Origin of the sequence: Faecalibacterium sp. IP-3-29 (genome assembly GCF_023347335.1) — a bacterium.
Lineage (GTDB): Bacteria > Bacillota > Clostridia > Oscillospirales > Ruminococcaceae > Faecalibacterium > Faecalibacterium duncaniae.
Genome location: NZ_CP094471.1, coordinates 2241782 through 2263465 on the forward strand (window position 1 = coordinate 2241782; position 21684 = coordinate 2263465).

Consider the following 21684-nt stretch of genomic DNA (forward strand, 5'->3'; position numbering starts at 1 on the left):
GCCTCCGCAAGGGTACATCATTCTCTGGTTCCGGCATTCAGGCCGCACACCGGTGCGCGGCGCAGAAGCGGGATCAGAACATTTCCTTCAGTTCGGGTTTGCCGTCCACATAGGTCAGGATCGCAGTCTTTTTGACGGGATCGTGGTGCTCATCAAAGGTAAAGGTGCCGGTGATGCCCTCGATGGTGCCGGAGGCAATGGCATCGTTGACAGCCTGCTTGTACTCATCGGTACCGGCCTCCAGGCCGGCATCCTCAGCAGCCTGCACACCGTAAACCACGGTCTTGGCGGCATCGTAGCCCAGAGGAGCAAAGCCGTTGGGGTAATCCTCGCCGTACTCTGCCTTGTAGGCATCCTCAAACTCGGGGCTGGAGCCCTTTGCGTAGTTTGCGCAGAAGTAGCTGTCCTTCAGCTGATCGGCAGTGGCATAGCCCTCCAGGCCATCCCAGCCGTCGCCGCCCAGGAAGGGAACATTCAGGCCGACGCTCTCAGCCTGAGACAGGATCTGGCCCACCTCCTCGTAGTAGTTGGGGCAGAACACGGTCTCGGGGCCCTTGCCCATGATGCTGGTCAGCTGGGTCTTGAAGTCCACGTCGCCATCGGAGTAGCTCTCCTGATCGACGATGGTGCCGCCCAGGCTCTCAAACTCGTTGACGAAGTTCTCAGCCAGACCCTCGTTGTAGTCAGCGCCCTTTTTGAAGATGACGGCTGCCTTGGTGTAGCCCAGCTTCTGGTAAGCATAATCGGCCATCTTGATGCCCTGGAACGGGTCGGTGAAGGTGGCACGGAAGACATTCTCGTTCACGGTGTCGGTCTCGGCATCGTAGGTAACGGCCTCAGCGGTAGCGGAAGCAGTGACCATGGGCATGTTGTAATCTGCGCTCTCGGCAGCAACTGCCAGAGTGGGGGTGGTGGTGACATCGCCCACCAGAGCGGTGATGCCCTCGTCCACCATCTTGGTGAAGCAGTTGACAGCCTGCGTAGCATCGCCCTGCTCATCCTCGGTCAGGATCTCGATCTGCTTGCCATTGATGCCGCCGTCGGCGTTGACCTGCTTCAGGTACAGGGCAGCGCCGTTGACAACGGCCTGGCCGTAAACGGAAACGTTGCCGGTCAGGGGGCCCATCACACCGATCTTAATGGTGTCACCGGAAGCAGCGGCAGTGGAAGAAGCGGCAGTGCTGGAGGAGGAGCCGCCGCAGGCGGTCAGGACACCGGCAGCAGCCACGACACCGGCAGCGGTCAGAAAGTTGCGGCGAGAGATCATCTTTTTCATAATACAATATCCTCCTGTTGGAAGTTTTTCGTGTGATAGATGCACAAAGCAGGGCGCTTCCTTCAAAGCGGCCCTGCTTTGTGCGTGTATTCATTATAGTCTCGCCGGGCGGGTTGTGCAATTCACAAACCGTCCATACTTTTCCGGGCATTTTCCGGCATTTTATGTGAAAGCCGCCAAAAAAACCGTGTCATTTTTGGTTATTTTTTCATTTTGTTCACTTTGTTTCATCGTGACATGAAGAGCTTTCACCCATGTCAAAAAAGTTACAGCGTCGTTTTTTCTTCTGCCTGCCGGTAAATAGAGGTACGATAAAACACCATGGAGAGCACGGTGCCCACAAACCAGCCCACAGGCCAGGACAGCCAGATGCCGTTCACGCCCAGCCAGCGGGAAAACAGGATGGCCAGCACCACGCGCAGGAACAGGTCGGAAAGGGTGGTTGCCATAAAGCGGCCCATCATGCCGCAGCCGCGCATCAGACCATCTGAGGTCAGCTTGAAGGCCAGCAGCAGGTAGAAGGGAGCGATCGTCTGCAGGAAGGTCAGGCCGGTGTTGATGGCCTCGCCCGTGGGGCTGTTCATAAAGAGCATGAGCAGCTGGCGGCCTGCCAGCAGGTACAGGGCCGTGAAGCAGAGGCAGATGCTGCCCAGCAGTCTGACACCGGCCCCGAAGCCCGCCTTGACACGCTCGTTCTTACCGGCACCCAGATTCTGGGAGGCGTAGTTGGAAATGCCGCTGCCCAGCGTGGTCAGGGAGGAAATGAGCACATTGTTCAGCTTGGTGGCCGCGGCAAAGCCCGCGATCACGCTGGCACCGAAGGAGTTGACAACGCTCTGGATGATGATATTGCCCACTGAGACAAAGCTCTGCTGCAAAATGCTGGGGATGGCCACCACTGCGATCTGGCCCAGCATCTTCCAGGAGAACCAGACCCGCTCCCCCTCACTCGGGACAGCACGCACCCGCCGGGCCACCACCCACAGGGAGAGCACGCAGCTCACCCCCTGGCACAGAAAGGTCGCCCAGGCCACACCGGCAACCCCCATATCAAAGGCAGCCACAAACAACACGTCCACCGCGATGTTTGCCGTGGAGGAAACCGCCAGAAACAGGAACGGGGTGCGGCTGTCGCCCAGCGCCGTAAAAATGCCCGTTGCCACATTGTAAAGGAACAGGAAGGGCAGGCCCAGGGTGTAGATGTCCAGATACTCTGCCGAGTCGGCCATCAGCTCCGCCGGGGTGCGGATGAGTACCAGCAGGCTCCGGCAGCCCAGCAGGCCCACCGCCATCAGGGCACCGCAGAGCACCACCGTACCAATGAGCGCCGTGGTGACAGCGGTTTTCATGGTGTTGTAGTCCTTTGCGCCAAAGTACCGGGAAACGATGACAGAGCCGCCGATGTTGCAGCCGAATGAGAACGCCAGAAAGATCAGAGTGATCTCGTAGCTATTGCCCACAGCGGCCAGGGCGTTTTCACCGATCAGCTTGCCCGCCACAAGGCTGTCGGCAATGTTGTAGAGCTGCTGGAACAGGATGCTGCCGAACATGGGCAGGCAGAACTGCCACAGCACCTTGGACGGGGAGCCAACGGTCAGGTCTTTGTTCATGTAAAAAAATCCTCCTCAATCTTCGGTTCTCTCTTGTCCATCTATCATTTTACCGTCCCCTCTTTGGAATGTAAACCCACAAATCCACACACTCCCCCATCCTTTTCCCGCGTTCTGCCGGATACGCACCCGCCCCGGCGGGCATCCTATCAATGTTTACAGCGGCAAACATCCGCAGACCCTCTTGCGCAAGGGTGCAGGACGTGGTAGGATAAAGGCAGTTAGTTAGTTTCGACTATCTATATAATATCTCATCGAAAATCGGGAGGTTACTGTGATGAACTATCTGGAAATTGAATCTGTGATCGGCCGCGAGATCCTGGACTCCCGCGGAAATCCCACCGTTGAGGCCGAGATCACTCTGGCCGACGGCACGGTTGCCCGCGGCTGTGCCCCCTCCGGTGCTTCCACCGGCGAGTTCGAGGCTCTGGAGCTGCGCGACGGCGACAAGGGCCGCTATCTGGGCAAAGGCGTGACCAAGGCTGTGGAGAACATCAACACCGTCATCGCTGACGCGGTGGTGGGCATGGATGCCTCCGACATCTATGCCATTGATGCCGCCATGCTCCGGGCCGACGGCACCAAGGACAAATCCAATCTGGGCGCAAACGCCATTCTGGCGGTCTCCATTGCCGCCTGCCGCGCTGCCGCCGCTTCTCTGGAGATGCCCCTGTACCGTTTTCTGGGCGGCGTGAATGGCAACCGTCTGCCCGTGCCCATGATGAACATCCTGAACGGCGGCGCACACGCCACCAACACCGTGGACACGCAGGAGTTTATGATCATGCCCGTGGGTGCGCCCAGCTTCAAGGAGGCCCTGCGCTGGTGCGCCGAGGTGTTCCACGCTCTGGCTTCCATCCTGAAGTCCAGAGGCCTGGCCACCTCCGTGGGCGACGAGGGCGGCTTTGCCCCCAACCTGTCCAGCGACGAGGAGACCATCGAGACCATTCTGGCCGCCATCGAAAAGGCCGGTTATCAGCCCGGCAAGGACTTCATGCTGGCCATGGATGCCGCTTCCTCCGAGTGGAAGAGCCCCAAGGGCAAGGGCTTCTACAAGCTGCCCAAGGCCGGCACCGAGTACACTTCCAGCGAGCTGATCGCACACTGGAAGAGCCTGGTGGAAAAGTATCCCATCATCTCCATTGAAGATGGCTTGGATGAAGAGGACTGGGAAGGCTGGCAGGAGATGACCCGGGAACTGGGCGGCAAGGTCCAGCTGGTGGGCGATGACCTGTTCGTTACCAACACCGAGCGTCTGGCCAAGGGCATCCAGCTGGGTGCAGGCAACGCCATCCTGATCAAGCTGAACCAGATCGGTTCTGTTTCCGAGACGCTGGAGGCCATCAAGATGGCCCACAAGGCCGGCTACACCGCCATCAGCTCTCACCGCTCCGGCGAGACCGAGGACACCACCATTGCTGATCTGGCCGTTGCCCTGAACACCTGCCAGATCAAGACCGGTGCCCCCAGTCGCACCGAGCGCGTTGCCAAGTACAACCAGCTGCTCCGCATTGAGGAGGATCTGGGTGCAAGTGCCGTTTACCCCGGCATGGCCGCCTTCAACGTTAAGCGCTGATCTCCGCAGCTGCAACCTGCTTTCTTTCCTGTTTCCGCAAAAGAGGGTCGCTGCACATTGCTCCGTGCAGCGGCCCTCTTTCTGTTTTGATGGCTCACCCTCTCAGTCTCGCTGACGCTCGCCAGCTCCCCCAAAGGGGGAGCCAAGGGCAATCCCAGATATTGCAGCATCTGTCCTCTGTGATGTCTTGCCTCTCCCTTCGGGAGAGGTGGCATTGCGCAAGCAATGACGGAGAGGGTGAGGATGCCTTCCTTTTCAATTCACTCTCAGCTGCCGTTTGGCTGTCTGCAGCGCCCTGCGCAGGGGGCGGTAGAGCAGCAACATGATGACAAAATTTCCCACGCCGTGCATGGCATCGTAGGAAAGGCCGCTGAGCCACCAGCTCAGGGCAAAGGCCGGAGTTTTTGCCACCAGATACACCGCCGCACACAGGCCGCCGAAGCACAGGCCGTAGATGCCGCTGAACACCGCCCAGCCAAGTGCATTGTCCATCCGGCGCAGCAGCCATGCCAACAGGGCCAGCAGATACCAGACATACAGGTACATGACCCACCACAGCCCAAAGCCGTACAGCACGCCCTGCAGCAGGATGAACACCGTAACGGCCCCCGGCGTTTCCCGGGGCAGCTCCAGTGCAAACAGGATGACAAGCAGCGTCACCGGTTCAATGTTGGGCAGGCCGCTCATGGCCTGCTTGCTCACCACCAGCAGCGCACCCATCAGGCCGCTGAGCACCAGCCGCAGCACCCGGATGTGCACAGGCTCCTTACTTCGTGTAGACAAAGGCATAGCTGTCGCCATCGTGCAGCGCAATGTCTGCCACGCCCACGGTGGTCATCTCGCCGGTGGCATCGGTCAGGCACCACCATGCCTGATCCTTATCCCAGTCGGCGGTCTCGCCGTTGACGGTGGTCACAAAGCCTGCCGCAGCCTCCTCTTCGCTGATAAGACCGGCTTCCACCAGAGCATCGCTCAGCTTCTCGCCATCGGTCACTTCCAGCGTAAAGGTTTGGCTCTCGCCATCCGCACTGGTCACGGTAAATTCTGCCTTGACCTTGGCATCCTCAGCCTGCCCGGAAGCAGCCTCAGAGGAAGCGGCTTCACTGGAAGCTGCCACAGAGGACACGGCCTCAGAAGAGGCGGCACTGGATGCCGTGCCGGAAGCTGCACCGCAGCCTGCCAGCAGTCCGGCAGCCAGAGCGGCACTGATCACAACGGCCAGAAATTTATGCATGGTTTTCATAGAAAAAGAACTCCTTTGTTTGTTTTCCGCGCGCCCTGCGCGCAGGGTCTATCATATCATGGGCGCGCCCAAAAATCAAGGCACAGCGCAGTTACGATGATGCACCAGCGCTGTGCCTTTGTGTTTTGTTTCAGGATGCCTTTTCCAACGGGTCAACGACCACCGGACAGGTCTCATACAGCTCTATCGGGTCAAGGTCGATGCAATTGCAAGGGTCCATGTCACCGCTCACATCCCATGCCGCCGTGTCATTCAGCACCGTCAGCCGGTCACGGAAATAATCCGGGTCGCGCATAGGCTCGAACACTCCCCCCTGTTGCAACAGGGGCTTTGCATCATACAGGCGGACAGAGCCATCACTGAAATACAGGTAGATGGTAAAATTTTCCCCTGCAACAACCTGCAATACTTTTGGAATATATTCCATACTGTACTCCCCTTTCAAATCAATGGTGCCACATGATTCAAGGGCTTTGCATCCCTGGCAAGTTCCCAGTTCTGCATCAGCTCATCTTTATGCAGCTCACACCATGCCAGAATCAATTTCAACTGGCGGCTGGGCAATGCACCACGGATAACACAGGAGTGCTGAATATCCACCAGTGCTTTACATCCACCATATTCCGCATGGAAATGCGGTGGGTTATGGTCACTGTAAAACATTGTGATCCGAATCCCGCAAAACAAACTGATTTCCGGCATTATTCCGCCCTCCTGTCACGCCCAGTATAACACAGCTTCGTGCGTTTTGTCCATCAATTTTCCAAAAACGCCTTCTGGTAGCTTGCAAAAGCACCGATCTGGTTGGCCTCGCTCAGGAATCGGCAGAGCACGATCTCCGGGCGGGGCAGGCAGCGGGCCTGCGCTTCACTGAAGGGATGGCCCCGCAGGATGTACTCTTCATATACCTCGTTCAGGGTCTCCACAAGGATGGGCTGCTTGCTGATGCCGCCGCCGATGGCCACTTTCTCCAGATCCAGCAGAACGTTCAGGTTGTAGATCTGCACGGCAACGGCCCGGCAGAAGCTGTGCAGGGCCTCGTTGGCCTCGGTCTCCCCGGCGTGGACCGCCTCAAAGAAGATGCGTCCATCCATGGGCGCATCGGCAGGCAGACCCTTGCGGGCGCGGTAGCCGCTCAACAGGCCGCTGGTACTGCACTGGCCGGCCATGGTCTTGGAAGGGTCGCTCCAGGCATCGGCGTTCGTATTCATAAAGCTGTATTCGCCTGCCGTGCAGTCCCGGCCGCGCACCAGTTTCCCATCAATGATCAGGCCGCCGCCCACACCGGTACCGATGATGAACACTGCTGCGTTCCTGCAGCCCTTCAGCGCGCCCCGCTCCAGCTCCGCAATGGCAGCCGCTTTACCGTCATTCTCGATCCAGACCCGGCAGCCGCAGGCCTCGGCCAGCCGGGGACCGACAGGCGTACCCACATTGTAGGCCAGCGAGAGTGCCCCGCCGCCCTTGACCACGCCCTGTTCGGCATCAATGAAGCCGGGCAGGCTCAGGGCAATGCCGTCCACCTCGTCCTTGTGGGGCAGGTAGATCTCCCGCAGGGTGTTCAGGAAGTGTTCCTGCGAATCCGCCGGGGTAGGCGTGCTGCCCGTATCGGTCCGGTTCAGCTGCTCATCCATCACGGAATACTTGATCTCGGTGCCGCCCACATCAAAAACCATTACTTTCATGTACAGACCCTCCTGCGCTTTTTTTCTATTATTGCAAATCGCTCTCCAAATGTAAAGAGCCATGCGCTCCGCCATGCCGGAAAACAAAAAAATCCCGCACTGCGGCAAAGCAAAACGCAGCGCGGGAACGAAGATAGCTTAATTCAGGATCGTGTCAGCGCTCAGCGGGCGACAACATACTTGTGCAGGGTCTTGCGGACTGCGCCGTTGCCAGCGTACAGCTCCTTGACCATGCCCTCGATCTGCTCACCCAGGCCGACCTCGTACAGGTCAACACCGAACACATCGGCACGGCTGTACAGGTTCTTCAGGCAGCTGAAGTCCTGCTCGCCTTCCTTGACTTCCAGAGGAGCCACGATGGCCTGCAGCTCAGCCAGCATCGGATCGGGAGAGATCTCAAAGGCCTTGCCGTTGTCATCAATGCCCTTCAGGTAGCGGGCATAACCTGCCAGCACCAGGGGGATCAGCACCAGATTGGACTTGTCCAGACCGCGTGCCTGATATGCCTTGATGGTCTCGCCGAAGCGGATGGCCAGCTTCTGAGAGGTATCGGTAGCGATACGCTGGGGAGCATCGGGCATGAAGGGGTTGGGCAGACGGCGGTTGATGACAGCACCGATGAACTCATAGGGGTTCAGGACACCGGGATCAACGACCACGGGCATTGCCTCGATATAACCGATCTTCTGGATGAAGGAACGCAGATCCTCGTCGGCCATCTCGGCGCTGATGAGGGTGTAACCCAGCATGCAGCCGTAGATGGACATTGCGGTGTGCAGGGGGTTCAGGCAGGTGCACACCTTCATCTTCTCGATCTTGTCAACGGTCTCGCGGTCGCAGTACAGCACACCGCCCAGCTCCAGCGGAGGACGGCCGTTGGTGTAGTGATCCTCGATGCACAGGTACTGGGTCTCCTCTGCGTTGACAAAGGGAGCAGTAAAGGTGTGCTTCTCGGTCACGATGGTGTAGTTGTCCTCAAAGCCGTCCTTGGCCAGCATATCCTGGACCTTTGCGTCGGGACGGGGAGTGATCTTGTCGATCATGCTCCAGGGGAAGGTGATCTTGGTCTCGTCCTGAACGTATGCCAGGAACTCAGCGGGAACCAGACCCTGCTCGACCCACTTGGAAGCGTAGGCGTGGACAGCGCTCTTGACCTTGTCGCCGTTGTGAGAGCAGTTATCCATGCTCTGAACGGTCAGGGGCAGCTTGCCGGCCTTGAAGCGCTCGTACAGCAGAGCGGTGACCTTGCCCATGGCCAGAACGGGGGTCAGGCCGCGCTCCAGGTCAGCAGGAGCAACGCCGTAGCCCTTCTCGGTGATGGTGAAGGAGATCATCTGCAGGCTGGGGTTCTGGAAGATCTCGACCAGACGAGCCCAATCCTCGCCAAAGGAGTAATCAGCCTTCAGGCTCTCAGTCACGGAAGCAATGACCTTCTTCTCGATGTCGCCGGTGGACTTCAGGCAGACCAGCAGGCTCAGGTTATCGTAGGGCTGGTAAGCCTTGTCGATGATCTCGTAGTCAAAGCTCTCAGCAACGATGACACCGCGGTCATACTTGCCGCTGTTCAGGGCCTCGTTCAGGATGGCAGCGGGGAAGGCACGGAAGATATTGCCTGCGCCGAAGTGCACCCAGGTGGGCTCTGCGTGGGTCTTGGCCTTGACAGCCTCCACGTCAAACTTGGGCAGCTCGTAGCCCTTTTCTGCCCACTCGGCGGACAGATTGCCGTTCTTGATATCAGACAGCTTCATAATAGTACTCAGCCTTTCTTTTTCTCTTCGTCCAGACGGTCCAGCAGGTCCCAGACACCCAGCATGTACTGGATACCCAGAGCACGGTCATACTTGCCGTAACCGGGGCGGCAGTTGCCGGGGCCTTCCTCCCACAGCTGACGGCCGTGGTCGGGGCGGATATAGCCCTCGTAGCCGCCGTCATGGTAGGCGCGCAGGATCTCGATGATGCCGGTCTCGCCGCAGCAGTCGCGGTGAGCAGCCTCGGAGAAGTCGCCGTTGGGGAAGTGGTGGATGTTGCGGATGTGAGCAAACGCAATGCGGTCGCAGTGCTTGCGGACGATCTCGGCAACATTGTTGTTGGGGTTTGCGTTCAGGCTGCCGGAGCACAGGGTCAGGCAGTTGTACTCGTCGTCCACCATGCTCAGGAAGCGGTCGATGCTCTCAGCATCCACCAGCAGGCGGGGCAGGCCGAAGATATCCCAAGGGGGATCGTCCATGTGGATGGCCATCTTGATGTCGCACTCGCGGCAGGTGGGCATCAGAGCTTCCAGGAAGTACTTCAGGTTCTCCCACAGCTTTTCCTTGGTAACAGGGGCATAGGCCTTGAACAGCTCGTCCAGCTTTGCCATACGCTCGGGCTCCCAGCCGGGGAAGGTCATGTTGTACTTCTCGGTGAAGCCCAGGATGTAGTCGGCCATGGCCTTGTAATCGTCCTGGATCATGTCCTTCTGGTAGAACAGAGCAGTGGAGCCGTCGCCGACGGGGTGGAACAGGTCGGTACGGGTCCAGTCAAAGATGGGCATGAAGTTGTAGCAGATGACCTTGACACCGAACTTGGACAGGTTGCGGATGCACTGCTTGTAGTTCTCGATGTACTTGTCGCGGGTGGGCAGGCCGATCTTGATGTCATCGTGGACATTGACAGACTCGACCACGTCCATGTCGAAGCCGTAGGCGTGGATCTGATCGGCGACCTTCTGGATCTCGTCGATCTCCCAGATCTCACCAGGCATCTTGTTGTGCAGTGCCCAGACGATGCTGGTCACGCCGGGAATCTGCTTGATGTCGTTGAGGGTGATGGGATCGTTGCCCTCACCGTACCAACGCCAACCCATTTTCATAGGCATAGTGGGTTCCTCCTTGTTTGTTGCTTTGCTTCTTAAATGCCGCGGCGGGTGCCGTGGCACATTCTTGCTTATATTCTAATATATCAGTTTCAAATTGGCAATTGACGTTTTGACAAGTTTTGATGTTTTTTCTTGTATACTTTACACAAAGAAACGGCCACACATGGGATTTTGCCCCCATCCGGCCGCAAAATACACGCCTTTGGCAGTTTGACGAAAGGAATTTTTACCAGGTGTCGCCGTTGCCGATAAAATAATCCGGGTGGGCGGCACGGGCCTGATCCACACTGAGCTTATACCGGTGCAGATGCTCGCTCAGCGCCCGGCTCACATCCTCCTCCGTGCCGTGGAGCACAGCCTCCAGGATGCGGGTGTGGGCCCCACAGACCGATTTGTTCTCATCCGTCTGCAGGCTGAACTTGCGCAGCCGCTCGATGTGCTGAAAGGTGGAAAGCATGTGGTCAAAGTGTCCCTCCATGCCGCAGAGCTCAAAGGCGCGGCGGTGGAAGGCGTTGTCCAGATCCAGCATCCGGGTCTCGCGGTTCTCGGCCTCCGGGTGGCTTTCCAGCACACGGTACTGCTCGATCAGCAGCCGGTAGGCTCTCTCCTGCTCGCCGGTCAGGCGGCCCCGGATCCGGTTCAGAAGCTCTTTTTCCAGCGTGAAGCGCGCAAACTGCTCCATCTCCATCAGCTCCAGATCAATGGGAGCCACATAGGTGCCGCTCTGGGGCTTGATGGTCACCATGTGGGCAATGTTGAGCATGATCAACGCTTCCCGCATGGGGGTGCGGCTGATGCCCAGTTCCTGGGCCAGCTCGTGGTCGTTCAGTTCATCCCCGGGCTTGAGCTCCATGGTGATGATCCTGCTGCGGATGGTTTCGTAGGCTGCCTCGCGGGCGCTCCGAACTGCCATACTGTCTTCGCTCCTTTTGTGCTTCTGCACGCCTTATCCTTGTGTTTTACTAATATATCAGTCTTGATTTTATTGTACTCCACACACTTTGTCCGCGTCAATTGGGAAACTGCCAAAATTAGAAACTTTTTCTTGTCAATCCTGCCGCTTTTTCCACGGGCCATAAAGGATCACGCCCCACACAGCCGCCAGCGCCAGGCCGCAGACCACATCAATGATGGAATGCTGCTTGGTGAACACGGTGGAGGCGCAGATGAGCGCTGCCCACACCCAGGCCGCTGCTTTGAGCCAGGGGCGCTGCTTTGTCAGCGTGCTGCCCGAAAAGGCAATGGCCATGCAGGCCGTGCTCTGGCAGTGGATAGAGGGGCAGACATTGACCGAGGCATCTGCTTTCCAAATGAGCTGCATCAGGGTCATGGCAAAATTCTCCCGGCCGATGGCTTCCGCCGTGGGGCGGATGTCAAGGCCGTTGGGCAGTACCATATAAATAATGAGGCAGAGCGTCATGCCCGAGAACATCATCAGGCAGAGCTTGTCATAGCTGGCGGTATCGAACCACCACAGCAGGGCCGTGACCGCCGCCAGCAGCACGAACCAACTGCAATACGGAAAAATGAACCACTCGTTGAAGGGGATGAGGTCATCCACCGGGGAGTGGATGATGTATTTGGGGTCGGTGACGGTCAGATCCAGCCAAAAGAACCAGATGAGGTAGACCACCCAGTAAGCCTGATACCACAGGTGGGGCTTGAGCCGCGTGCGCAGAGTCTTTGCCTTCATATTCTTTTCTCCTATAAAATCACTCGCCGCATAGCGATTATTTTAACACAGAACCAGCGCTTGCGCAAATATTATTTATGGGATAAAATAAGGGTATCAGCCTCTCCCCTGTCACCTGTTGCGGCAGCTCCCCTGCCAGAGAAGCCATGTTTACGCTGCTGCCGGAGAGGTTCTTAAATCAAAGGAGAAACTATGTCACCTTCTACCCCGATCCGTCTTGTCGCCCTTGATCTGGACGGCACCCTGCTCAATTCCCAGAGCCAGATCTCCCCCCGCACCCGGCAGGCCATTGCCGATGCCGTCGGGCGCAGGGTCATCGTGCTGCCCTGCACCGGGCGGCCCCTTGCCAGCCTGCCGCCGTTGGTGGCGCAGCTGCCCGGCATCCGGTACGCCATCACCGCCAACGGTGCCGCTGTCTGGGATATGGGCACAGACCCGCTGGGTGCCGTATACAGCCGTTACTCCGATGCGGCCCGGCGTCCGACCCATGAACCGGTTCTGCTGGAGCGTCATTGTTTGCCCCCGGAAACCGCCCGGGAAGTGTTTGCCCTCTACCGGGAATATCATGGCCCACTGAGCATTTTTTCGGACGGGCGCTCTTATTTGGACGGTACCGGTATGGCCCTGTTTCAGAACCGTCATATCCAGCGCCATTCCACCGAGGCCAGACAGCCGGACGATGGCCGTACCCATGTTGTGCGGGATCTGGACGAATGGATGAGCCGCCACGCCCACGAAGTGGAAAAATTCTGTATGTTCTTCGACAGCATCGAAATTGCACAGGCCGCTCTCGTCCGTTTCCGGGCGTTTCCCGGCATCGAGGCCGTACAGGGTGCCCCGGACAATGTAGAGGTCACCGCCGCAGGGGTGGACAAGGGTACCGCCCTGCTGGCTCTGGCCGACCGGCTCGGCATCCCCCGGGAGGCCACCCTTGCCATCGGCGACAGCGACAACGACCGCGCCATGCTGGCCCGGGCCGGTGTGGCCGCTGTAATGGCCAACGCCCTGCCCGAGATCCGGGCACTGGGGGATATCGTCAGCACCCGCGACAACGACCATGACGGCGTTGCAGAGCTGTTTGAGCGGCTCGGGCTGTGACCGTTGGGCATTTTTGTGCAATGTATACAAGCTCTTATGCAAAACATTGTGCTTGTTGAGCATTACCAAAAGCGGCCGGGTCGTTTATACTAATACTGTGAACGTATGGTGGGGAGAGTGTGCCCATCCGGCCCTGCCCCGCCCTGAGTGTCAAATAAAAAGGAGAAATGCGTTATGAATCCCATCGTTGAAAAGGTCTATCAGATCGGCATTATCCCTGTTATCGCCTTCAACAGCGTGGACGAGGCCCTGCCCCTGTGCAAGGCTCTGGCCGAGGGCGGTCTGCCCGCAGCCGAGGTCACCTTCCGCACCGCATGTGCTGAGGAGTGCATCCGCAAGATCCACGAAGAGATGCCCGAGATGCTGCTGGGTGCAGGCACTGTCCTGACCTGCGAGCAGGCTGACCGTGCAATGGCAGCTGGTGCTTCCTTCATCGTTGCTCCCGGCTTTGACCCCGAGGTCTGCAAGCACGTGATCGACAAGGGCGGCATTATGATGCCTGGTACCGCTTCTGCCGGCGAGATGCAGCAGGCTATGAACATGGGCTGCGAGGCCCTGAAGTTCTTCCCCGCTGAGGCAAACGGCGGTGTCGGCATGCTGAAGAACATCGGCGCTGCCCTGAAGGGCGCACGCTGGATGTGCACCGGCGGTGTCAACGCAAAGAACGTCAACGATTACCTGGGCTACGACCAGATCTTCGCTGTCGGCGGCACCTGGATGTGCAAGAGCGATGTCATCAAGGCTGGCGACTGGGCAAAGATCACTGCTCAGAGCAAGGAAGCTGTTGACACCATGCTGGGCTTGCGCCTGCATCATGTCGGCATCAACACCGGCAACGAGGAAGAGGCCATGAAGGTCGCCACCCTGCTGGGCGGTCTGCTGAACATGAAGGTCGCTCCCGGCAACTCCAGCATCTTTGTGGGCAACAAGGAATTCGAGATCATGAAGAAGCCCGGCCGCGGCACCAATGGCCACATTGCCATCGCCTGCAACAACGTTGACCGTGCCATCTATCACCTGTCTCAGCGCGGCGTGAAGTTCGATCTGGACAGCAAGAATGTCAAGAACGGCAAGACCATTGCCTGCTACTTTGCTGACGAGATCGCCGGCTTTGCAATGCACCTGGTCCAGGCCTGAGTTCCTGAGCATTTCCACGGCGTTTCCCGCCGCACCGGTCCACCCTGCGGCGGGTGATATAAAACACATCTGATTATAAAGGAGTACACCACAATGAAAGTCGTTACTTTTGGCGAACTGATGGTCCGTCTGCAGCCGTTCAACTATGAGCGCTTTGTCCAGGCTAACAGCCTGGAGTTCACCTTCGGCGGCGGCGAGGCCAACGTTGCTGTTTCTCTGGCCAACTACGGCCTGGACGCAGCTTTCGTCACTAAGCTGCCCGCACACGCCATCGGTCAGGCCGCTGTCAACAGCCTGCGCCGCTACGGCGTTGACACCAGCATGATCACCCGTGGCGGTGACCGCGTTGGTATCTACTACAATGAGAAGGGCGCTTCTCAGCGTGGTTCTGTCTGCATCTACGACCGTGCCAACAGCGCAATCCAGCTGGCACAGCCTTCCGATTTCGATTGGGAGAAGATCTTCGAGGGCGTGGATTGGTTCCACTTCACCGGCATCACCCCGGCTCTGGGCGAGAACGTTGTCGAGATCTGCCGCGAGGCCTGCAAGGCTGCTAAGGCTCACGGCGTGAAGATCAGCTGCGACCTGAACTACCGCGGCAAGCTGTGGACCCGTGAGCAGGCTCGTGCTGCCATGACCGATCTGTGCCAGTACGTTGATGTCTGCATCTCCAACGAGGAGGACGCAAAGGACGTGTTCGGCATCGAGGCCGAGGCTACCGATATCTACGGCGGCAAGCTGAATGCTGAGGGCTACAAGAGCGTTGCCAAGCAGCTGGCTGACAAGTTCCACTTTGAGAAGGTCGCTATCACCCTGCGTGAGAGCCACAGCGCATTCGACAACGGCTGGAGCGCTATGCTGTACGACGTTGCTTCCAACGAGTACTGCTTCTCCAAGAAGTACGACCTGCACATCATCGACCGCGTTGGCGGCGGTGACTCCTTCGGCGGCGGCCTGATCTACAGCCTGCTGACCGGCAAGAGCACTCAGGAAGCTGTTGAGTTCGCTGTTGCTGCTTCTGCTCTGAAGCACTCCATCGAGGGCGACTACAACATGATGACCGTGTCCGAGGTCGAGAAGCTGGCTGGCGGCGACGGTTCCGGCCGCATCCAGCGCTAAACAAGCGTTACAGGAGGTCGTCCGCAATGGATATCCGTTATTCCTGCAACCAGAAAGATTTCAAGCGCTACACCACCGAGGAAATGCGGGACGAGATGCTCATCACCGGCCTGTACAAGGCGGATGAAGTTGTTGCCGTTTACAGCCATGTGGACCGCATGGTCACGCTGGGCTGTATGCCGGTGCACGAGACCGTGTCCATCGACAAGGGCATCGATATCTGGGCAAACTTCGGCACCCACTATTTCCTGGAGCGCCGCGAGATTGGTATGTTCAACATCGGCAAGGATTCCACCGGTATCGTGGTGGCTGACGGCGTGAAGTATGAGCTGGGCTACAAGGACTGCCTGTACATCACCCAGGGCACCAAGGAAGTGACCTTTGCTTCCGCTGATCCCGAGCATCCTGCCAAGTTCTATATGGTGTCTGCTCCGGCACACTGCGCTTACGAGACCCGCCTGATCAAGATGGCCGATGCAAACCATCGTCCTCTGGGCAGCGTGGAAACCTGCAACAAACGCACCATCAATCAGTTCATCCACCCGGACGTGCTGAAGACCTGCCAGCTGAGCATGGGCATGACCGAGCTGGACCCCGGTTCCAACTGGAACACGATGCCCAGCCACACCCATGAGCGGCGGATGGAGATCTACACCTACTTTGAATTGCCCGAGGGGCAGGTGGTGTTCCACATGTGCGGTGAGCCTACCCAGACCCGCCATATCGTGATGCACAACGAGGATGCTGTCATCAGCCCTTCCTGGAGCATCCACAGCGGTGTCGGCACCTCGAACTATACGTTCATCTGGGCTATGGGCGGCGAAAACATGGAGTTTGACGACATGGATAACATCGCTACCACCGACCTGCGCTAAACACAAATAAGACCCCGCACCGGCGATCCGGCGCGGGGTTTTTCAGTAAAGGAGTTCTACTTATGGATCTTACTGCATTTGACCTGAAGGGCAAGGTTGCCCTGGTCACCGGCGGCGCACACGGCATCGGCTTCTCCATTGCCGAGGGCATGGCAAAGTGCGGCGCTACCGTCTGCTTCAACTGCTCCAACGAGGGTAGCCTGGAAAAGGGCCTGGCCGCCTACAAGGCTGTCGGCATCGACGCACACGGCTATGTGGCCGATGTTACCGATGAGGCTGCCGTGAACGCCATGATCGCCCAGATCAAGGCTGAGGTGGGCCCCGTGGACATTCTGGTGAACAACGCCGGTCTGATGAAGCGTGTGCCCATGATCGAGATGAGCCACACCGATTTCCTGCGCGTCATCGACGTGCACGTTGGCGGTGCTTTCAACTGCTCCAAGGCGGTTCTGCCTGATATGATCGCCAAGCGCGAGGGCAAGATCATCAATATCTGCTCCATGATGAGTGAGCTGGGCCGCGAGACTGTCTCCGCCTACGCTGCCGCCAAGGGCGCACTGAAGATGCTGACCCGCAACATTGCCTCCGAGTACGGCGAGTACAACATCCAGTGCAACGGCATGGGCCCCGGCTACATTGCCACCGCTCAGACCGCTCCCCTGCGCGAGATCCAGCCCGATGGCAGCCGCCATCCCTTCGATACCTTCATCTGCGCCAAGACCCCCGCAGGCCGCTGGGGCACCCCCGAGGACATGGTCGGCCCCTGCGTGTTCCTGGCCTCCCATGCTTCCGACTTTGTCAATGGCCAGATCCTGTACGCTGATGGCGGCATCCTGGCTTACATCGGCAAGCAGCCCAAGTAAGTAAAGCACCTCGAAATAGAAAAGACCCTCTTCGTCATTGCTGCGCAATGCCGCCCCTCCCTTTTGGAGGTGCTGGCGGGCATCAGCAGGACGGAGAGGGTCTTTGTCATACTTTTCACACTTTTGTAAAGGATTTGTTATTGTATTCTTCGACACATCCTTGTATAATAGTTGCTTGTGGGTAGCCTTTCACGAGAGCTGCCCACGAGAAAAGATTTTCGTCACGAACAAGGAGAGATTACACAATGAAACTCAAGAATGTTGCTGTTGTTGCCGCTGCTCTGGCACTGGCTGTTGGTATGACCGCTTGCGGCGGTTCTGCTTCTTCCACCACCGCTTCTTCCGTTGCTTCTTCCGCTGCCGCTTCCTCTGAGGCTGCAAGCTCTGAGGCAGCAAGCTCTGAGGCAGCTTCCAGCGAGGCCGAGGTCGAGCCCGCCGAGTACACTGTCTACAACACCACCGGCGAGAACGTCACCGAGCTGTACCTGTACGTTGCCGGCTCTGAGGACAAGGGCGAGAACCTGGCTGCTGACGGCCTGGCTGACGGCGACAGCGTTGTGCTGACTCTGCCCGAGGACGCTGACAAGAGCGCTGAGTATGTCCTGGAGTTCACCACCGAGGGCGGCGACACCCAGAGCTTCGACACCCTGAGCTACGAGGTTGCTCCCATCTCCCTGCTGAGCGTTGATGCTGCTGCAGGTGCTACCCCCATCAGCTTCACCGCTCCGGAGCAGTAAAAAAACGCAGGCCTGAGCCTGTAACATAAAAACTCCCCTGCACTCCATTGATATGAACCCCAAAAGTTAGACAAAAATCAAATTAAGCGACCCCAACGGTCTGAATCCTGTATTGCACAGGGCTCAGGCCGTTTAGTTTTAATTTGATTCGGCGATTGTTGTAATAGTCGATGTAATCGATAATGGCCTTTTCAAGCTGGTCAATGGAATCAAATTTTTCCAAATAGAACAGTTCTGTCTTGAGCAGTCCAAAGAAGTTCTCGGCAACCGCATTGTCCAGACAAGTGGCTTTCCGAGACATACTTTGCGTAATTCCTTTTGCTTTCAGTAGATTCTGGTAGGACTTCATCTGGTATTGCCAGCCCTGATCCGAATGCAGAATCAGATTGTCAACCTTGTCCGGCAGCTTTTGAAAAGCACCTTCCAGCATATCCGTGATCTGTTTGAAATTTGGATGGCGGCTCAGGTTATAGCTGACAACTTCGCCATTGAACAGATCGAGAATTGGAGACAGATAGAGTTTTTGGTCGTTCACTTTGAATTCAGTAACATCTGTGACCCATTTTCGATTTGGCTGGTTTGTCTTGAAGTGCCGTTCCAGCAAGTTTGGCGCAACTTCTCCGACTTCACCCTTGTAGGAGTTGTACTTTCTTTTTGCGCGAACCTGACAGACTAAGCCCAGCTGCTTCATGAGTTTCCGAACCGTCTTGTGATTCACACAAATATCGTTGTTGTGTAGTTCTTGTGTAATTCTGCGATATCCGTATCGCTTCTTGTTCTCATTGAAGATTGTAATGATCTGTTTTTTTACCATCTGGTACTTCGCAGGATTTTGAGACCGATGCAGGTAGTAGTAAAATGTGCTGCGAGGAAGTCCGGCAAGTTGCAGCAATGCTTTCAATGGATATTTCTGCCTTAGCTCCTGAACTACTTGTGCTTTCTGTTTTGGCGTTCCTCTTCCAGTACCAAGGCGTTCAATTTTTTTAAGTAATCGATCTCCATCCGAAGCCGTTGATTTTCTGCAATCAGATCTTCTTCTACTTGCTTATCCAGCTTTGGCTTCCGACCTTTCTGTGTCCCACCGGCGGCACAGGCTCGACCTCGACGTTCTACCAGAAGTGCCTCTTCGCCTTCTTCCAGATAGATGCGCTCCCAATCTTGAAGCGTACGTCTTGGAATTCCATACTTGCTGGATGCTTCATAAAAGCTTAATTTTTCATTGTGAAGCTGTTTGATGATTTCTACCTTTTGAGCTCCGTTGTACTTTCGTTGTCCCTTTGGCATACAAAAACACCCCATTTCCTAAACAGTATACCATACTGTCTAACAAATGGGGTGCAGTTCACATTTTACCGGAATGCAGGGGAGTTTTTTGCGTATCAAAGGTTTCGCAGCGGGGTCTTAGACCTTCTCAATGGTGATGGTCCACTCGCTGGTCATAGCCTCATCGGGCTCCAGCACCTCGTGCTTGCCCTCTTCGTTCACGCTGTTGGCCCAGCCGTTCCAGGGCTCCATGCAGACGAAGTTTTCGGCATCCTGCTGCCACAGCACACCGTTGGTAAAGCTCTCGTCAGCATCCACGGTGACCTTGTGGCCGTTGCCCTTATCCGTAAAGGTCATGGGGAACTCCACGCCAGTCATCAGGCGGATGGAGTTGTCAGAACCTTCCTTGCGGGTCAGGGTGATCTTCTCGGGTGCGGCAGGCTGCTCGCCCTTGGCATCCTCAGAGCAGGTGGCGCACTTGATGTCAAAGTCCACATTCTCCAGAGCAGAGGCCACAAAATAGGGATGATAGCCAAAGCTGAAGGGCATCGGAACATCGCCCTCATTGATCACGGTCATGCTCAGGGAAGCGGTGTTGCCCTGCAGGTTGTAGTTCATCAGGACAGTGAAATCAAAGGGGTAGAGGAACTTGGTCAGGGGGCTGGACTCCAGGATCAGGGTCACGCCGTCGGGGCCGACGCTCTCCACTTCCCAGGGGCACAGGTCAGCCATGCCGTGGATCTCCATGGGATAGGCCTGGCCGTTGAAGATGTGCACGCCGTTGTCGGGCTTGCCGCAGTTGGGGAACAGCACAGGGATGCCGAAGCGGGGGCGGTTGCACTCGCTGAAATTGGGGCGGCGGGTCCAGATGTACTCGTCGCCGTCCAGGGTAAAGCCGGTGACCATGCCGCCGCGCTCGGGGGTGATGGTCAGGGCAGTTTTTGCCACGGGGTCGGTGATGACATACTGCTCAAAGCATGCGCCGCCCTCGGTGACGTACTGGGTAGTGATCTGGTTCATAAGTTGTACCTCCATATCATTTGATACAAAAAGGCCGCCGTACGCGCAAAAAGCACGCACAGCAGCCATTTTTCAATTAAAGAACAACGCCATCCTTGAAGATGGAGATCTCGCGGAAGCCGTGCTTCTCGGCCTTGGTCTGCTCACCGCCTGCAACGCGGATGACCAGATCCAGCAGGTCGCGGGCGGCCTCGTCGATGGTCTTTTCACCGTCCGCAATGACACCGGTGTTGAAGTCGATCCAGCCGGACTTCTTCTCGGCCAGCGGGGTGTTGGTAGAGATCTTCAGGGTGGGGGCCGGGGCAGAGAACGGGGTGCCGCGGCCGGTGGAGAAGAGGATCAGGTGAGCGCCTGCGGCGGTCATGGCCGTTGCGGACACCAGATCGTTGCCGGGGCCGTAGAGCATGTTCAGGCCCTTGGTCACCACGGGGTCACCGTAGCCGATGACATCCATGATGGGTGCGGTGCCGCCCTTCTGGACACAGCCGCAGCTCTTGTCCTCCAGGGTGGTGATGCCGCCCTGCTTGTTGCCCGGAGAGGGGTTGTCGTAAACCACCTCGTTGTGGCTGATGAAGTATTCCTTGAAGCCGTTGATCATGTGCTCGGCCTTGACGAATACCTCCTTGTTGATGCAGCGATCCATCAGGAAGCCCTCGGCACCGAACATCTCGGGCACCTCGGTCAGGACAGTGGAGCCGCCGCGCTGGCCCATCATGTCGGAGAAGCGGCCGATGGTGGGGTTGGCGGTGATGCCGGACAGGCCGTCCGAACCACCGCACTTCATGCCGACCACCAGCTCGCTCACAGGGATAGGCTCACGCTTGAACTGACCGGCGTAAGCAGCCAGCTCCTTCAGGATCTCACGGGCGGCGGTGAACTCGTCGTCCACATCCTGGCAGGTCAGGAACTTGACCCGGTCGTGGTCATACTCGCCCAGCTCTTCCACGAACTGGTCGTGCTGCAGGTTTTCACAGCCCAGATGCAGCACCAGAACAGCGGCGGCATTGGGGTGGCGGACCAGCGCGGCCAGCAGCTTGCGGGTCTGGGCATGGTCGTGGCCGGTCTGGCTGCAGCCAAACGGATGGGTAAAGGTGTACAGACCCTCAATGGAGCCGGTGACCAGATCCTGGTTGTCGTTCACCATCTTCTTGGCGATATCGTTGACACAGCCGACCGTGGGAATGATCCAGATCTCGTTGCGGATGGCAGCACGGCCATCCTTGCGGCGGAAGCCCATAAAGGTCTCAGGCTCCACCTTGGGCAGGGGGGCCAGGTCGGGGGCGGGGTGATAGCTGTACTCCACCTCACCGGACAGATTGGTGTGGACATTATGGGTGTGCATCCAGGTGCCCGGCTCGGCATCGGCGGTCGCGTGGCCGATGGGGAAACCGTACTTGATGACATTTTCACCGTTCTTGATGGGCTTTACTGCCATCTTGTGGCCCTGAGGGATATCCTCCAGCGCGGTCACGGCAAGGCCGTCCACCTCCACCAGAGTGCCCTTGGCAATGGGGTGCAGTGCAACCACCACGTTGTCAAGGGGACTGATATGAATCGCCTGCGGCATAGTTATTCTCCTTAATGACATTTACAAAGCACAAGGAGGCCGCTGCCCAAAGCAGCAGCCCCTTG

The 21684-nt window shown here is 57.6% G+C and carries 22 protein-coding genes; 7 read left to right on the top strand and 15 right to left on the bottom strand.

The window, feature by feature from the left end; genetic code table 11:
• Positions 1 to 73 precede the first annotated feature (73 nt).
• Both MTP40_RS10710 and MTP40_RS10715 read right to left on the bottom strand, forming a co-directional pair.
• Entirely contained in the window at positions 74 to 1276 is a 1203-nt protein-coding gene (locus tag MTP40_RS10710) for an ABC transporter substrate-binding protein (protein ID WP_156065601.1), read from the bottom strand.
• Between the two features lie 266 nt (positions 1277 to 1542).
• On the bottom strand, positions 1543 to 2886 hold the full coding sequence (locus MTP40_RS10715; protein WP_207683942.1) for an MATE family efflux transporter: 1344 nt from the start codon (positions 2884 to 2886) through the stop codon (positions 1543 to 1545).
• 277 nt (positions 2887 to 3163) lie between these two features.
• Here MTP40_RS10715 and eno point away from each other — a divergent pair, with 277 nt between their 5' ends.
• Positions 3164 to 4462, top strand: a complete 1299-nt coding sequence (gene eno, locus MTP40_RS10720; RefSeq protein ID WP_223384124.1) for a phosphopyruvate hydratase — start codon at positions 3164 to 3166, stop codon at positions 4460 to 4462.
• Positions 4463 to 4717: 255 nt separating this feature from the next.
• On the opposite strand, the gene MTP40_RS10725 is transcribed toward eno, so the two are convergent.
• The 9 genes from MTP40_RS10725 to MTP40_RS10765 form a co-directional block, all read right to left on the bottom strand.
• The gene (locus tag MTP40_RS10725; protein WP_243137945.1) at positions 4718 to 5245 is read right to left on the bottom strand and encodes a hypothetical protein; all 528 of its coding nucleotides are present in this window, start codon (positions 5243 to 5245) and stop codon (positions 4718 to 4720) included.
• Positions 5229 to 5705: a DUF4430 domain-containing protein gene (locus MTP40_RS10730; RefSeq protein ID WP_249259363.1), complete on the bottom strand. Its 477-nt coding sequence runs from the start codon at positions 5703 to 5705 to the stop codon at positions 5229 to 5231. Before MTP40_RS10730 ends, MTP40_RS10725 begins: the two co-directional genes overlap by 17 nt.
• A 130-nt stretch (positions 5706 to 5835) precedes the next feature.
• Complete coding sequence (locus tag MTP40_RS10735) at positions 5836 to 6132, bottom strand: DUF2442 domain-containing protein (protein WP_249259364.1); 297 nt, start codon at positions 6130 to 6132, stop codon at positions 5836 to 5838.
• A gap of 14 nt (positions 6133 to 6146) precedes the next feature.
• Complete coding sequence (locus MTP40_RS10740; RefSeq protein ID WP_097773522.1) at positions 6147 to 6407, bottom strand: DUF4160 domain-containing protein; 261 nt, start codon at positions 6405 to 6407, stop codon at positions 6147 to 6149.
• A 53-nt stretch (positions 6408 to 6460) separates the two neighbouring features.
• Positions 6461 to 7390 (bottom strand): ROK family protein, encoded by a 930-nt coding sequence (locus MTP40_RS10745; RefSeq protein WP_249259365.1) that lies wholly within the window; start codon positions 7388 to 7390, stop codon positions 6461 to 6463.
• 161 nt (positions 7391 to 7551) lie between these two features.
• Positions 7552 to 9138 (bottom strand): mannitol dehydrogenase family protein, encoded by a 1587-nt coding sequence (locus MTP40_RS10750; RefSeq protein WP_117533413.1) that lies wholly within the window; start codon positions 9136 to 9138, stop codon positions 7552 to 7554.
• An 8-nt stretch (positions 9139 to 9146) separates the two neighbouring features.
• Positions 9147 to 10247 carry a mannonate dehydratase gene (gene uxuA / locus MTP40_RS10755; RefSeq protein WP_156058461.1) on the bottom strand — a complete coding sequence of 367 codons (1101 nt, stop codon included), beginning with the start codon at positions 10245 to 10247 and terminating at the stop codon, positions 9147 to 9149.
• Positions 10248 to 10473: 226 nt separating this feature from the next.
• Positions 10474 to 11160, bottom strand: a complete 687-nt coding sequence (locus tag MTP40_RS10760; RefSeq protein WP_097770429.1) for a GntR family transcriptional regulator — start codon at positions 11158 to 11160, stop codon at positions 10474 to 10476.
• A gap of 135 nt (positions 11161 to 11295) precedes the next feature.
• A complete protein-coding gene (locus tag MTP40_RS10765) occupies positions 11296 to 11940 on the bottom strand; it encodes a phosphatase PAP2 family protein (protein ID WP_227611480.1) in 645 nt (214 codons plus the stop codon).
• Between the two features lie 192 nt (positions 11941 to 12132).
• On the opposite strand from MTP40_RS10765, the gene MTP40_RS10770 reads away from it, so the two are divergent.
• The 6 genes from MTP40_RS10770 (at position 12133) to MTP40_RS10795 (ending at position 17769) form a co-directional block, all read left to right on the top strand.
• The gene (locus MTP40_RS10770; RefSeq protein WP_156069092.1) at positions 12133 to 13038 is read left to right on the top strand and encodes a Cof-type HAD-IIB family hydrolase; all 906 of its coding nucleotides are present in this window, start codon (positions 12133 to 12135) and stop codon (positions 13036 to 13038) included.
• 174 nt (positions 13039 to 13212) lie between these two features.
• Positions 13213 to 14175 (top strand): bifunctional 4-hydroxy-2-oxoglutarate aldolase/2-dehydro-3-deoxy-phosphogluconate aldolase, encoded by a 963-nt coding sequence (eda, locus tag MTP40_RS10775; RefSeq protein WP_097770432.1) that lies wholly within the window; start codon positions 13213 to 13215, stop codon positions 14173 to 14175.
• A gap of 93 nt (positions 14176 to 14268) precedes the next feature.
• Positions 14269 to 15294: a sugar kinase gene (locus tag MTP40_RS10780; RefSeq protein ID WP_005931436.1), complete on the top strand. Its 1026-nt coding sequence runs from the start codon at positions 14269 to 14271 to the stop codon at positions 15292 to 15294.
• A 26-nt stretch (positions 15295 to 15320) separates the two neighbouring features.
• Complete coding sequence (gene kduI, locus MTP40_RS10785) at positions 15321 to 16169, top strand: 5-dehydro-4-deoxy-D-glucuronate isomerase (RefSeq protein ID WP_005931438.1); 849 nt, start codon at positions 15321 to 15323, stop codon at positions 16167 to 16169.
• A gap of 62 nt (positions 16170 to 16231) precedes the next feature.
• Entirely contained in the window at positions 16232 to 17032 is an 801-nt protein-coding gene (locus MTP40_RS10790) for a gluconate 5-dehydrogenase (RefSeq protein ID WP_156060602.1), read from the top strand.
• A 245-nt stretch (positions 17033 to 17277) separates the two neighbouring features.
• The gene (locus MTP40_RS10795) at positions 17278 to 17769 is read left to right on the top strand and encodes a cytochrome C (RefSeq protein ID WP_207683946.1); all 492 of its coding nucleotides are present in this window, start codon (positions 17278 to 17280) and stop codon (positions 17767 to 17769) included.
• 82 nt (positions 17770 to 17851) lie between these two features.
• Here MTP40_RS10795 and MTP40_RS10800 read toward each other — a convergent pair whose 3' ends face one another.
• From MTP40_RS10800 to MTP40_RS10815, 4 genes are all read right to left on the bottom strand, one after another.
• Positions 17852 to 18748 (bottom strand): IS3 family transposase, encoded by an 897-nt coding sequence (locus MTP40_RS10800; protein WP_249260079.1) that lies wholly within the window; start codon positions 18746 to 18748, stop codon positions 17852 to 17854.
• Entirely contained in the window at positions 18697 to 19053 is a 357-nt protein-coding gene (locus MTP40_RS10805; RefSeq protein ID WP_197039581.1) for a helix-turn-helix domain-containing protein, read from the bottom strand. Before MTP40_RS10805 ends, MTP40_RS10800 begins: the two co-directional genes overlap by 52 nt.
• A gap of 117 nt (positions 19054 to 19170) precedes the next feature.
• Positions 19171 to 20052: an aldose epimerase family protein gene (locus MTP40_RS10810; protein WP_117475961.1), complete on the bottom strand. Its 882-nt coding sequence runs from the start codon at positions 20050 to 20052 to the stop codon at positions 19171 to 19173.
• A gap of 76 nt (positions 20053 to 20128) precedes the next feature.
• A complete protein-coding gene (locus tag MTP40_RS10815; RefSeq protein WP_215698264.1) occupies positions 20129 to 21619 on the bottom strand; it encodes a UxaA family hydrolase in 1491 nt (496 codons plus the stop codon).
• Positions 21620 to 21684: the final 65 nt, after the last annotated feature.

Bases quoted from the DNA above. Each gene is read 5' to 3' on its own strand.
- MTP40_RS10815 (WP_215698264.1), bottom strand. From the start codon at position 21,619: ATGCCGCAGGCGATTCATATCAGTCCCCTTGACAACGTGGTGGTTGCA.
- MTP40_RS10810 (WP_117475961.1), bottom strand. From the start codon at position 20,052: ATGAACCAGATCACTACCCAGTACGTCACCGAGGGCGGCGCATGCTTT.
- MTP40_RS10740 (WP_097773522.1), bottom strand. From the start codon at position 6,407: ATGCCGGAAATCAGTTTGTTTTGCGGGATTCGGATCACAATGTTTTAC.
- MTP40_RS10770 (WP_156069092.1), top strand. From the start codon at position 12,133: ATGTCACCTTCTACCCCGATCCGTCTTGTCGCCCTTGATCTGGACGGC.
- MTP40_RS10790 (WP_156060602.1), top strand. From the start codon at position 16,232: ATGGATCTTACTGCATTTGACCTGAAGGGCAAGGTTGCCCTGGTCACC.
- eda (WP_097770432.1), top strand. From the start codon at position 13,213: ATGAATCCCATCGTTGAAAAGGTCTATCAGATCGGCATTATCCCTGTT.
- eno (WP_223384124.1), top strand. From the start codon at position 3,164: ATGAACTATCTGGAAATTGAATCTGTGATCGGCCGCGAGATCCTGGAC.
- MTP40_RS10750 (WP_117533413.1), bottom strand. From the start codon at position 9,138: ATGAAGCTGTCTGATATCAAGAACGGCAATCTGTCCGCCGAGTGGGCA.
- MTP40_RS10745 (WP_249259365.1), bottom strand. From the start codon at position 7,390: ATGAAAGTAATGGTTTTTGATGTGGGCGGCACCGAGATCAAGTATTCC.
- MTP40_RS10710 (WP_156065601.1), bottom strand. From the start codon at position 1,276: ATGAAAAAGATGATCTCTCGCCGCAACTTTCTGACCGCTGCCGGTGTC.
- MTP40_RS10735 (WP_249259364.1), bottom strand. From the start codon at position 6,132: ATGGAATATATTCCAAAAGTATTGCAGGTTGTTGCAGGGGAAAATTTT.
- kduI (WP_005931438.1), top strand. From the start codon at position 15,321: ATGGATATCCGTTATTCCTGCAACCAGAAAGATTTCAAGCGCTACACC.
- MTP40_RS10765 (WP_227611480.1), bottom strand. From the start codon at position 11,940: ATGAAGGCAAAGACTCTGCGCACGCGGCTCAAGCCCCACCTGTGGTAT.
- MTP40_RS10715 (WP_207683942.1), bottom strand. From the start codon at position 2,886: ATGAACAAAGACCTGACCGTTGGCTCCCCGTCCAAGGTGCTGTGGCAG.
- MTP40_RS10795 (WP_207683946.1), top strand. From the start codon at position 17,278: ATGAAACTCAAGAATGTTGCTGTTGTTGCCGCTGCTCTGGCACTGGCT.
- MTP40_RS10760 (WP_097770429.1), bottom strand. From the start codon at position 11,160: ATGGCAGTTCGGAGCGCCCGCGAGGCAGCCTACGAAACCATCCGCAGC.
- uxuA (WP_156058461.1), bottom strand. From the start codon at position 10,247: ATGCCTATGAAAATGGGTTGGCGTTGGTACGGTGAGGGCAACGATCCC.
- MTP40_RS10730 (WP_249259363.1), bottom strand. From the start codon at position 5,705: ATGAAAACCATGCATAAATTTCTGGCCGTTGTGATCAGTGCCGCTCTG.
- MTP40_RS10780 (WP_005931436.1), top strand. From the start codon at position 14,269: ATGAAAGTCGTTACTTTTGGCGAACTGATGGTCCGTCTGCAGCCGTTC.
- MTP40_RS10805 (WP_197039581.1), bottom strand. From the start codon at position 19,053: ATGCCAAAGGGACAACGAAAGTACAACGGAGCTCAAAAGGTAGAAATC.